At 55.3% G+C, this 12215-nt stretch carries 8 protein-coding genes; 5 read left to right on the forward strand and 3 right to left on the reverse strand.

Annotated features, from left to right (window positions below; genetic code table 11):
* Positions 1–36 precede the first annotated feature (36 nt).
* Positions 37–690: a response regulator gene (locus DPEP_RS00320; protein ID WP_005658564.1), complete on the reverse strand. Its 654-nt coding sequence runs from the start codon at positions 688–690 to the stop codon at positions 37–39.
* A gap of 116 nt (positions 691–806) precedes the next feature.
* Here DPEP_RS00320 and DPEP_RS00325 point away from each other — a divergent pair, with 116 nt between their 5' ends.
* Complete coding sequence (locus tag DPEP_RS00325; protein WP_005658566.1) at positions 807–1541, forward strand: tRNA 2-thiocytidine(32) synthetase TtcA; 735 nt, start codon at positions 807–809, stop codon at positions 1539–1541.
* Here DPEP_RS00325 and DPEP_RS00330 read toward each other — a convergent pair.
* Complete coding sequence (locus tag DPEP_RS00330; RefSeq protein ID WP_005658572.1) at positions 1538–2878, reverse strand: glucose-6-phosphate isomerase; 1341 nt, start codon at positions 2876–2878, stop codon at positions 1538–1540. The genes DPEP_RS00325 and DPEP_RS00330 overlap by 4 nt on opposite strands.
* Positions 2879–3238: 360 nt before the next feature.
* Between DPEP_RS00330 and nuoE the strand changes: the two genes are divergently transcribed.
* The 4 genes from nuoE (at position 3239) to DPEP_RS00350 (ending at position 10075) form a co-directional block, all read left to right on the forward strand.
* A complete protein-coding gene (gene nuoE / locus DPEP_RS00335) occupies positions 3239–3730 on the forward strand; it encodes an NADH-quinone oxidoreductase subunit NuoE (protein WP_005658575.1) in 492 nt (163 codons plus the stop codon).
* 12 nt (positions 3731–3742) lie between these two features.
* Positions 3743–5512 carry an NADH-ubiquinone oxidoreductase-F iron-sulfur binding region domain-containing protein gene (locus DPEP_RS00340; protein WP_005658578.1) on the forward strand — a complete coding sequence of 590 codons (1770 nt, stop codon included), beginning with the start codon at positions 3743–3745 and terminating at the stop codon, positions 5510–5512.
* Between the two features lie 13 nt (positions 5513–5525).
* The gene (locus DPEP_RS00345; protein WP_005658580.1) at positions 5526–8753 is read left to right on the forward strand and encodes an FAD-dependent oxidoreductase; all 3228 of its coding nucleotides are present in this window, start codon (positions 5526–5528) and stop codon (positions 8751–8753) included.
* Positions 8754–8833: 80 nt separating this feature from the next.
* Positions 8834–10075, forward strand: coding sequence for a glycerate kinase type-2 family protein (locus DPEP_RS00350; RefSeq protein ID WP_005658582.1), 1242 nt, complete (start codon positions 8834–8836; stop codon positions 10073–10075).
* Between the two features lie 44 nt (positions 10076–10119).
* Here DPEP_RS00350 and fusA read toward each other — a convergent pair whose 3' ends face one another.
* Positions 10120–12198 carry an elongation factor G gene (fusA, locus tag DPEP_RS00355; protein ID WP_005658584.1) on the reverse strand — a complete coding sequence of 693 codons (2079 nt, stop codon included), beginning with the start codon at positions 12196–12198 and terminating at the stop codon, positions 10120–10122.
* Positions 12199–12215 lie beyond the last annotated feature (17 nt).

A 12215-nucleotide genomic window follows, 5' to 3' on the forward strand; every position in this document is an offset into this window, starting at 1 on the left:
GAAGGAAATCCTTCTTCCCGCCGTCTTCGTCTCTGTCTATTCCTCCGAGGATTCGGCTATTCCGACTCTCCATGCCAATATGGCCGCCTGGGTTCTGTCCCTGAGATCCAGCTTTTTAAGTATGTGGCTGACATGGTTTTTTACCGTTTTCTCGGAGAGGTTCATCTTCGCCGATATCTCCAGGTTACTGAGTCCCTGGGCTAGCCAGAAAAGGACCTCTTTCTCCCTGTCGGTCAGGTCGCAAAGCATATCGGCCTCGTCCTGTTTTTTGTGAAAAGCCCCTAAGAGCAGCCCCGCCACTTTAGGATCCACGTAACACTGTCCCCTCGCGACCGAACGAATCGCCGATAGAAGCTCTGTCCTCCCCGAAGACTTCAGCACGAATCCGTGGACCCCTACGGAGGATAGCTCCGAGAGCTTCCTCTCATCGTTAAAAGCGGTTATAGCGACGAATTTGGTGTTTTGCTCCGTGCTCCTGAGCTCCCTTATAAGTCCTATACCGTCCAGGTTGGGCATTCCTATATCCAGCAAGACAACGTCCGGCCTCGACCTTTTTATAAGGGCAAGCCCCTCGATTCCGTCCGAAGCCTCTCCCTCCAGCGAAAAATCCGGCTCCATCTCTAAGAGTTTTTTCATCCCGTCTCGAAAAAGCTTGTGATCGTCTATGAGAACCATGCGAATTTTTTCCATTACGGATACCCCTCCTCCATTACGGATACCCCTCCTTGAGAGCGCTTCATATGCTATCATAATGAGCCGGTTTAGTGGAACACTATACCTCAAACGAAATAAAAGGTGATATATAGATGAAAAAACATAGTCTCGGAAACAGAATAAGGGGAAAGATCGGAAAAGCTATCTTCGACTACGACATGGTCTCCGAAGGAGACCATGTCGTAGTCGGGCTATCCGGCGGAAAGGACAGCGTCTTTCTCCTGGTGGCTCTCAGCCAGATCCGAAGATGGAGCCCGGTTAAATTCGATCTTTCCGCCTGTAGCGTCGACATTTCAGGGGGAAACTGGGACGTGTCTCCTATGGAGAAACTCTGCTACGAGCTGGAAATTCCCTATAAGGTGGTACCCCACCCTATAGAAGAGATAATACGTATCAGAGAGGAGAGATCCCCCTGTAGCTTCTGCGCCAACATGAGAAGAGGCATCCTTAACAGCTACGCTAAAGAGATGGGAGGCAACACGGTGGCCCTAGGGCACAACCTAGACGATGCCGTCGAGACAGCCTTAATGAACCTATTCCGCACCGGCAGGTTCAGATCCTTCCAGCCCAGAATATGGCAAAGCAACAGCGATATGAACCTCATAAGACCGCTCCTTTACCTTACGGAAAAGGCTATATTGCAGGAAACCTCGAGGATGGAGCTCCCCCTTGTTCGCTACACCTGCCCCTTTTCCCTGGAGACAGAGAGGACCAGGGCCAAGGAATTGGTCTCCGACCTGACGGCAAGGTTTCCCGACGTAAAGCAGAACATACTTCACGCTCTTAGATCGATAGACGGGAAAGACCGCTGGCAGGCCGAAGACTAGATCTCGACCCTGCCTGTTCTAAACCTTTCCTCTACCTCCTGAACCAAGTTCACGTAGCAGCTATCCTCTTTCTTCCCGGCCAATCCGTTTGCGTATTTTTTACCAAGCTCTACTCCAGGTTGGTCGAAAGGGGATATCTTCATCAGGCGACCGGTCAGGGCGGTCAGGTATTCCAGAAAGAATATCAGACCTCCCATTGTCCTCTCGTCCAGGCTATCCATGGTTATTGAAAACACCGGCCTGTTTTCTCCGGCCAAAACGGCCACTATTGCCCTTCTCTCATGATCGAGAATATCCTCCTGGGTCAATCCGTCTAGAAAGGAAAGCTCCTCCAAGGATGGCATTATCGACCCTTTTATGGCGAATCGACCTCTCGGCCTTACCCCCAGAACTATGTAGGCTTTATCGTCCGGTCCCTGTGAGTAGAGCTGAAGCTGAGAATGCTGATCGACCGCTCCCAGTGCCCTCAAAGGAGAGAACCCCGTACCGCCCTTGCCGAGGCTCTCCGCCCAGAGTTGGCAGAACCATTCAGAAAGACGTTCCATCCTGTCTCCGTAGGGCATGAAAACCGTATTCGACCTTCCAGTCTCCAGCTGATAAAGCAGATTCCAGGCCATGACCCACGCCAGATTATCCCCTGGAACCCCGTCGCCGGAAAGGGCCTCTCTGACCTCTGAGGCTCCCTCCAACAGCTTTTCGACGTCTATCCCCAAAGCGGCGGCGGAAAGGAGCCCGACGGATGAAAGAACGGAGTAACGCCCCCCTACGTCCCCTGGGAGGATCAAGCTTCGGCATCCCGATTCCTCCACGAACCGACGTAGCAGACCGTCTTCGGCGTCGGTTATGACCACCAACCTAGAGAAAGCCTCTTTCCCCAGAGCCTCTGTCATACGCTCCCAGAACAGGAGGAAATTACCCATGGTCTCCAGGGTTCTCCCGGACTTACTCACCACTATAAAAGCGGTATCCTTCGGGTCTATCCTGTTCCATATAGCCTGATTCTCTCCCTCGTCGAGATTATCCGCCATGTAGAATCTGGGGACGTCTCCCCTCTCAATTCTGTCCATCTCGTTGAAATAGGGGGGCAGCAGAGCCTGATGAAGCATCAGGTTGCCCAGGGAAGAGCCGCCTATGCCGATCTGAACGATGGAGTCGAACTTCCTCAACCACTCGGAGATCTCCAAAACAGAACCGATATCCGCATCGGGTAATTTCATCCAACCAAATCCCGGCAATCCCTCCTGAACCCCCTGGTCTATCCAGGCGGCAGCCTCTTTTAATCGATCTTCATTCAAGCTCGAAGGGGCCACTCCGTTGAAAAAAGTCGCATCTAACATCTAAATCGCCTCCTCTTTCGGCAATCTCTACACTACATCTGTAGGTGATTATCATATCAAATAAAGAGGAAGTTTGCTCGATTTAGATCTTAAAAACAAACCGTAGGAAAGCTTCCCATGAGAGGTCTTAAAGAAAAAAAGCATCATTGAAATGTCTAGAGTCCATCAGCGACAAAAACAAATAACATCAATAAAAGCATCTAAAAGTATCATCTCAAAAAATCTAAGGCATAAATGCAGGTAATTCAATGGAGAAACGATTGAACAAAAAGCTCGTATTTGCAATGGCATTTCCTCATCAATCGAGTATAATGAATGCATTGCAATTCTCGTGATCGCATTGTGAGGAGGAGGAATTTGATGTCATCCACAACCACCGTCAGCTCGAACGAGCTGACGCAGCGTCTGGATCCCATCGTCCAGCGCTATCAAGGCAAGAAGGGGATAACCATCCCGCTTTTGGCGGATATCCAGAAGGAGTACGGTTACGTCGCGGAGGAGGCCGTGACCTACGTCTCCAGAAAAATGGACATATCCGCCTCGGAGATGTTCGGAGTGGCTACCTTTTACGCCATGTTCCGGCTTCAACCCGAGGGCAAGTACGTCATACGTATCTGCCGAGGTACCGCATGCCACGTTCAAGGGTCCGCTTCTGTGGCGGAAGAGGTGGCAAGGCACCTGGGAATAGAGGAAGGCGAGACCACCGAGGACGGGATTTTTACCCTTCAACATGTCGCCTGTCTGGGATGCTGCAGTCTGGCTCCAGTGATGATGGTGGGAGACAACGTCCATGGACTGCTTACGCCGCCGAAGTCCATCGAGATCCTGGAAGACTACCGTAAAAAGGGTTAAGGAGGACTGGACATGTCTCAGACTATAGTAAAAATAGGGATGGGAAGCTGCGGGATCGCGGCGGGAGCCCGCCCGGTAGAGGCCAAACTCAGGACACTGCTCGAAGGACACCCGGAGATAGAGATCAGGAAGGTCGGCTGCATAGGCCTATGTTTCCAGGAGCCTCTGGTCGAGGTGGAGGTGGACGGCAAATCCACCATGTACGGCCACGTCACAGAAGAGTCGGTGGAGGATATCGTCAAGAAACACGTCCTGGGAGGCAACAGGCTGGACCAGGCCCTGGTGCTCGACTCCGACGGATCCGGAATGGAAAACCCCAGGATGGACAAGCAGGTCCGCATAGTCCTTCGCAACTGCGGGATAATCGACCCTGAGAAGATAGACGAATACATAGAGAGAGAGGGTTACGACGCCCTTAAGAAGGTGGTCTCTTCCATGACCTCCGAGCAAGTATACACCGAGGTCCTCGACAGCGGTCTCAGAGGAAGAGGCGGAGCCGGATTCCCGACGGGGCTGAAATGGAAGTTCGCCAACCTATCCAAAGGCGACGAAAAATACGTAGTCTGCAACGCCGACGAGGGAGACCCGGGCGCCTTTATGGACAGATCGGTCCTGGAAGGAGACCCACACGCCATAATCGAGGGGATGGCCATATGCGGCTACGCCATCGGAGCCAGCCACGGCATAATATATTGCCGCGCCGAGTATCCTCTGGCGATCAAGAACCTCAACATCGCCATCGAGCAGGCCAAGGAAAGGGGCTTCCTCGGAGAGGATATCATGGGCAGCGGTTTCTCCTTCGATCTCAAGATAAAGGAGGGAGCCGGGGCTTTCGTCTGCGGAGAGGAGACGGCACTGATCGCCTCCATCGAGGGAAAGAGGGGTATGCCCCGTCCCAGACCTCCGTTCCCGGCCCAGAGCGGGGTTTTCGGCAAACCCACCAACATAAACAACGTCGAGACCTACGCAAACGTGGCCTGGATAATCAGGAACGGATCCAAGGAGTTCTCCAAATACGGCATCGGAAAGAGCCGCGGCACCAAGGTCTTCGCCCTGGCAGGGAAGATCGCCAAGGGAGGCCTGGTAGAGGTTCCCATGGGTATGCCCATCCGCGAGGTTATATACGACATAGGCGGAGGTATTCCGGACGACAAGGAGTTCAAGGCTGTCCAGATGGGAGGCCCCTCCGGTGGCTGCATACCGAAGGAGCTCCTTGACACCCCCGTTGACTACGAGTCCATCAACGCCACAGGAGCCATAATGGGATCGGGCGGCATGGTCGTCATGGACGAGGACACCTGCATGATCGACGTCGCCCGCTTCTTCCTGTCCTTCGTACAGAACGAGTCCTGCGGAAAATGCCCCTTCTGCCGCATAGGAACCAAGAGGATGCTGGAGATCCTGGACCGTATAACCAAGGGAGAGGGCAAGGAAAGCGATATAGATCTCCTTTTGGAGCTGTGCCACCAGATAAAGGACGGCTCCCTCTGCGGACTGGGTCAGACAGCACCTAATCCGGTTCTGACGACCATAAAATACTTCAAGGACGAGTACATGGCACATATCGTGGACCACAGATGCCCCGCGACGGTCTGTCCGTCCCTGATACACTACATCATAGATCCGGAAAAGTGCATCGGCTGCACCAAGTGCGCCAAGAATTGCCCGGTGGACGCCATATCCGGAGAGATAAAGAAACCGCACGTCATCGACGATTCCATCTGCATCAGATGCGGCAAGTGCAAGGTGAGCTGCCCCGTGGGCGCCATCTCTGTGGAGTAGGAGGCTCATGGCTATGGAAAGAAACGTAAGAGTTATCCTCAACGGCAAGGAAGTCTACGGCTATCAGGGACAGAAAATACTGGACCTCTGCGCCGAGTGCGGTGTGGAGATTCCCACACTCTGTTACAACGAACACCTATCGATCCACGGAGGCTGTTCACTGTGTTTGGTCGAGGTGGAAGGCGCCAAGGCCCTCGTCAGAGCCTGTTCCTCCACTATAGCGCCCAACATGGTGTTAAGGACCGACACTAAAAGGGCCAACGACGCCAGAAGACTGGCCCTTGAGCTTCTCCTGTCGGACCACGTAGGAGACTGCAGGCCTCCCTGTACCCTGGCCTGCCCCGCTCAGGCAAACGTACAGGGCTACATCAACACGGCGGCCCAGGGTAAGTTTGCCGAGGCCCTGGACATCCTCCACGAAAACATCGTCCTGCCGAGCTCGATAGGACGGGTCTGCCCCGCTCCCTGCCAGGAGAAATGCCGCAGACATTTCGTCGACGAGGAACCGGTATCGATACGCAACATCAAGAGGTTCATCGGAGACAAAGCCATAGAGAACGACGACCTCGGGCACGTCCCCTCCATAGAGGAAAACGGAAAATCCGTAGCAATCGTCGGAGGTGGCCCCGGAGGGATGAGCGCCGCCTATTACCTCCGTCTCAAGGGATATTCCGTCACGGTGATAGAGAAAGAGGCCGCTCTCGGCGGCATGATGCGTTACGGCATACCGGACTACCGTCTTCCTCAGGAGGTCATACAGAAGGAATGCGATTGGCTTCTGTCCCACGGCATAGAGGTCAAGCTCAACACCTGCATGGGTAAGGACGTAACCCTCGATCAGCTCAGGGACGAATACGACGCAGTTCTCCTGGCCATGGGGTGCTGGAAATCCTCCTCCATGAGGACAGCAGGAGAGGATCTTCCCGGAGTTCTGGGTGGAATAGACTTCCTCTACACCGTCAACCTTCACGATCCGGTCAAAATCGGTAACAGAGTGGCTGTGGTTGGAGGCGGCAACACCGCCATGGACGCCTGTCGCTGTGCAAAGAGGCTCGGAGCGGAAAAGGTCTACATCGTGTATCGCCGCACCGAGGCAGAGATGCCAGCGGAAGACATAGAGATACAGGAGGCCAAGGAGGAAGGTATCGAGTTCATCTTCCTGGCAGCTCCCAAGTCCATCGAGGGAGACGGGAAGGTCGAGAGGATGATCTGCGAAAAGATGGAGCTCGGCGAGGCCGACGCCTCCGGCAGACGTCGGCCGATACCGACCGGAGAGACATTCACCCTCGAGCTGGACAACGTCATAGCCGCCATCGGTCAGGGAATCGATTTCCAGGGACTGCCCTCCTCCATCCACGACGGACGCAGGATGACCGTCGACGGAGACTTCGAGACCCCTCTCCCAGGCGTGTTCGTATGCGGAGACCAGCAGACTGGCCCCAAGATAGCCGTCGAGGCCCTTGGAACGGGACACTGGGCTGCGGAAAGCATCCATCACTACCTGACCACAGGCAAGGCGAAGAAACCCTTCGTCTACGACGTGGTTCGAGACGACTTGGGGCCCGACGACTTCCTCGATAGGGAGAAACAGCCCAGGGAGCAGACCGCCCACGTCGATCCGGCCATAAGGCTCAGCAAGCCCTTCAAGGAATACGATGAGGGGCTTACGGAGGAGCAGGTTCTCAGAGACGCCTCCCGCTGCATGGAGTGTGGATGTCCCGACGTGTTCGAGTGTAAGCTACGCCGCTACGCCATAGACTACGAGGTAGATCCGGAAAGGGTGGCAGGCGAGCACGGAAAGGGCATAGAGGAGGCCAACGAGTTCTACGTCCGCAACATGGACAAGTGCATCCTCTGCGGACAGTGCGTCCGTACCTGCGACGAGATAGCCGGCTTCCACGCCATAGATTTCGCAAAGAGGGGCTTCGCATCCACCATCTCGCCCGAGTACTTCAAGGGTATAGACGCATCGGACTGCACCTTCTGCGGTCTCTGCGTCCAGAACTGCCCCGTAGGCGCCCTGGTCGAGAAGAGAGCCGAGCGCTGGCCTCATCAGGAGAAACCGTCCCTCATCAGCACCACTTGCGCCAAGTGCCCGGTGGGATGCGAGATAGACATGAACCTCGACACATCGAAGGAGAGAATCGTCAGGATCACCAGCGACTTCAACAAGATAGACAGTCCGACCTTCGGAATGACCTGTGTCAAGGGACGCTACCAGTTCGACGACGTCGCAGAGGATCGCCTAGGTTCACCTATGGCGTCGGGGAAGGCCATATCCTGGTCCGAGGGAGCGACTAAGTTTGCGGAGTCGGTCAAGAAGGCATCCAAGGTAGCATTCGTCCTCGGGGGCAATCTGACCAACGAGGAGATGGGAGCGGTAAAAGAGTTCGTCCAGATATCCGGAATCGATGCCGACATCGCCGTCGACGGGGTGGACTGCTTCGCCGGTCTGACCTTGGCCATGGAGAGTTCATGGGGCCGCAAGTCCTCCGGTGCCGGATACGATAGCCTAATAGAGGCCGACTGCGTACTGCTTCTTGACGACGATCTCTCTCAGGATCAGCCGGTCATGGCCTCCTGGATTCGCCGGGCCATGAGAAAGAACGGCGCCCCCATGATTTACGCAGGAAACCACAGCGACCGTTTCGACATGGGCGGAGCAGTCGTTCTGGAAGACTCGGTGGACAAGGTAGCCAAGGCCCTGAAATCCGCCGTAGCCGACGGAAAGATCAACGGAGAGAACATAGCCAAAGCAGCGGAACTCCTCGGCAATAGCAAGAAGGTCGCCATAATAGTCGGCAAGGGCGCGGGATACGACTCCGAATCAGGAGAGGCAGTGATCGCCCTGGCGGACGCCCTCAAGACCAAGTCAGTCTACCCTCTTTACAGAGGAGCCAACGTCCAGGGAGCCATAGACGGATCGATCGCGACCAAGTCCATCGAGGAGATCAAGAAGGGATCCTACGACCTCACCGTATTGGTAGGCACGGTATCGGGATTCGAGCTGAACTCCTCCGTGGCTCTCGTATCGACCAACGGCAAGGCCGAGGCATCTAAGGCCACACTTGCCCTTCCCATGACGGCATGGGCGGAGAAACGTGGCACCATGACAAACATGACAGGCAGAACCGTGTCCTGCAACCAGGGCCCCGGAGCCTTCGAAGAGGCCAAGGACCTGGGCTGGATCCTGTCCGCCACCGCCAGAAGGATGGACCTGGAGATGGCCGCGGTAAGATAGACCGTTTCCAGGATATTTTCGGGGTCGGAGGAAATCCTCCGGCCCCTTCTCTATTCCCGATCCGGAGGAGAAAAGACCGAATGGAAAAGACTAAAAAACTCAGGGATGACTGCCTGGAGATAATCCGTTACAGCCTGGAGAAAAATCTTCCGGACCAATCGACTAGAGAAACCCTTCAATCGATGGACCTGAAGGGCCCCATCGTCTGCTTGGCAGTGGGTAAGGCGGCTTGGACCATGGCCAATGCCGCGTCGGAGGTGCTCGGAGATAGGATCTCCAGGGGCTTGATCGTGACGAAATACGGCCACGCTGGAGGAGACGTCGCAGGAATGCATATAATCGAGAGCGGCCATCCCGTTCCGGACGAAAAAAGCCTGGAAGCCGGTAAAGCCGCTCTCGACCTTGTCCATTCCACGACGAAAAAGGACCGTCTATTAGTGCTCCTGTCCGGAGGCGGATCCTCTCTGATGGAGTTCCCTCTCGAAGGGGTCTCCCTGAGGGACATGGCAGAGATCACCGATTCTCTTCTGTCTTCCGGAGCTCCAATAGAGGAGATCAACAAAATAAGGAAGAGGCTTTCGAAGGTCAAGGCAGGGCGATTGGCACTGGCTGCCGCCCCCTCCGCTATAACCAACCTGATACTGTCCGACGTGCTGGGGAATGACCTCGGCTCGGTGGCCTCCGGTCCCACAGTCCCGGACGACGGCACTGCGGAAGAGGCCATGGAGATAGCCGTAAAATACGGGATTAGGCTATCCCGGGCGGAGAAAGAAGCGCTGAAAACAGAGACGCCCAAGACCATCGAAAAGGTCGAGACCATAGTATTGGGAGACGTCTCCCGCCTCTGCTCCGCTGCGGCGGAAAAAGCGAAACATCTGGGATACGAGACTGAAATCCTGGCGGAGGACCTGAACTGCGAGGCTCGACAAGCTGGCAGCTTTCTGGCGGCCATCGCCAGGAAAAGAGGCAGAGACAACCCCAGGGCCTTGATTCTCGGAGGGGAAACGGTGGTTCATCTCAAGGGAGAGGGCAAAGGCGGCAGGAATCAGGAGCTGGCCCTGTCGGCCGCCGTAGGGATGGAAAAAGTCGATAACGCCGTGGTGGCATCGGTGGGATCCGACGGAACCGACGGTCCTACCGATGCGGCGGGAGGGATGGTTGACGGAGGATCGATCTCCAGAATGAGGGCCTCTGGAATAGATCCGATCGCCCTCCTGGAGGACAACGATAGCTACCGGGCCCTGAAGGCATCGGAGGACCTGATAACAACCGGCCCTACCGGAACAAACGTGAACGATCTGATCCTACTCCTAAAACGATAACGGCAAAGGACCCGGGGTCTCTCCCGGGCCCTTTATATCGGATGTTATTCCTCTTCCGTCTGTGACTGCCTTCTTGCTATTACCTTCTTGGAAATCTCCTCCGGGACTGGATCGTAGTGGGAATAGGACATGGTGAAGTTCCCTCTTCCGGACGTCATTGATCGAAGCTGGATGGCGTACTGGAACATCTCCGCCAGGGGAACCTGGGCCTTCACTATCTGAAGTCGTCCCATGGAGTCGACTCCCATGATCCGCCCTCTACGGGTGTTCATGTCTCCCATGACGTCTCCAAGATAATCGTCCGCCACAGTCACCTCGACGTTCATGACCGGCTCGAGAAGAACCGGATTTGCCTCAGATATGCCCTTCTTGAAGGCCAGGTGCGCAGCGGTCTTGAAGGCCATCTCCGAGCTGTCCACATCGTGATATGAGCCAAACACCAAAGTGGCCTTGAAATCGACGGTGCGGAATCCCGCCAGGACTCCTTTTTCGAGAGCTTCCTTGAGTCCCTTCTCCACCGCTGGGATGTACTGTTTGGGCACGGCCCCTCCGACGATCTTGTCCTCGAAGACGAATCCCTCTCCGGTCGGAAGAGGAGAGAACTCTATGTGAACGTCCCCATACTGGCCGTGACCTCCGGTCTGTTTCTTGTGTTTTCCCTGGGCCTTGGCTGTCTTCCTGATGGTCTCTCTATAGGGAACCTCAGGAGTCCTGACCTCCAGCTCTACGCCGTAACGTTCCTTTATGCGGGAGAGAACTATGTCCAGATGAAGGTTGCCCATTCCGGACAGGACATTGTCGCCGGTCTCGGCATTCTTCTCGAACTTTAGTATAGGATCCTCCTCCAGCATCTTGTGCATGGCGGTGGAAAGCTTGTCCTCGTCGGCCCTGCTCTTGGCGTCTACCGCTATGCTGTAGACCGGAAGGGGGAACTTTATCGGAGGGAATACGGCGGTAGCGCCCTTGACCGAAAGGGTATCGCCTACTCTGGTGCTCTGAAGCTTGGGGATGGCGACGATCATGCCGACGGTAAGTTCCTTTACGTCCTTGCCGTCCTTGCCCTGCATGATCTTGAAGCCGCTTATGCGCTCCTCTTCCTGACGGTTGACGTTGTATATCATCTGATCGGAGGTCAAGGTTCCAGAGTTCACCCTTATGAAGCTGAGCTTGCCTACGTAGGGGTCGACCATGACCTTGAAACACAGTGCGGAAAACGGGCCGGAGGGATCGGGGGTTATCTCGACCTCTTCCTCGCCGTCGACGGCTATACGGGACCGGGTCTCCAGGGGAGAGGGAAGCTCGTCGGCGATCACCCCGAGAAGCTGCATTATACCGACGTTGGCCGTCGCGGATCCGGGCAGTATGGGGAATATTTTTCTCTCCGATATGGCCTTTCTTAGAAGTGGCCACATCTCCTCCAGGGGAATTTCCTCTCCGTCGAGATAACGCATCATCATGTCGTCGTCTTCTTCGACGATGTTTTCCACAAGCTGCCCTCTCTGGACGTTCATGGTGTCCTTTAGATCCGCCGGGACCGGGACCTCATCGAAATCCTTACTGCCGTCTCCCTTGTAGATATAGGCCTTCTCCCGAAGGACGTCGACAAGGCCCTTGAATTCCGATTCCTGACCTATCGGCAGAAAAAAACTATGAGCTTTTTTGCTGAGCTGCTCTCGGATATCCTCGACCGTTCTCTGATAGTCGGCGTTGTCCCTGTCCATCTTGTTGACGAAGAAGGCGACGGGGGTTCCGAAGTCCTCGGCAAACTCCCAGGCCTTTCCCGTCTGGACCTCGACTCCGTCCACGGCGCTAACGACTATCAAGGACGAATCGGCCACCCTCATGGCGGACCGCATCTCTCCCAGAAAGTCTGCGTAACCGGGAACATCCATCATGAATATGGTCTTGCCCCCGTACTCCACGTTGGCGAGGGCCGTGCTGATGGATATCTGACGCTTTTGCTCCTCGGATCCGAAGTCGGTTACGGTGTTGCCGTTCTCTACGCTACCTAGCCGATTTATCACGCCGGTGTCGAACAGCATTGCCTCGGTCAGCGAGGTCTTTCCCGCTCCGCCATGTGCGACGATTGCAATCGATCGAATATCTTCTGGCTTGTACCCCATCTTCGTACCTCCTTGAG

Source organism: Dethiosulfovibrio peptidovorans DSM 11002, from assembly GCF_000172975.1.
Classification (GTDB): Bacteria; Synergistota; Synergistia; order Synergistales; family Dethiosulfovibrionaceae; genus Dethiosulfovibrio; species Dethiosulfovibrio peptidovorans.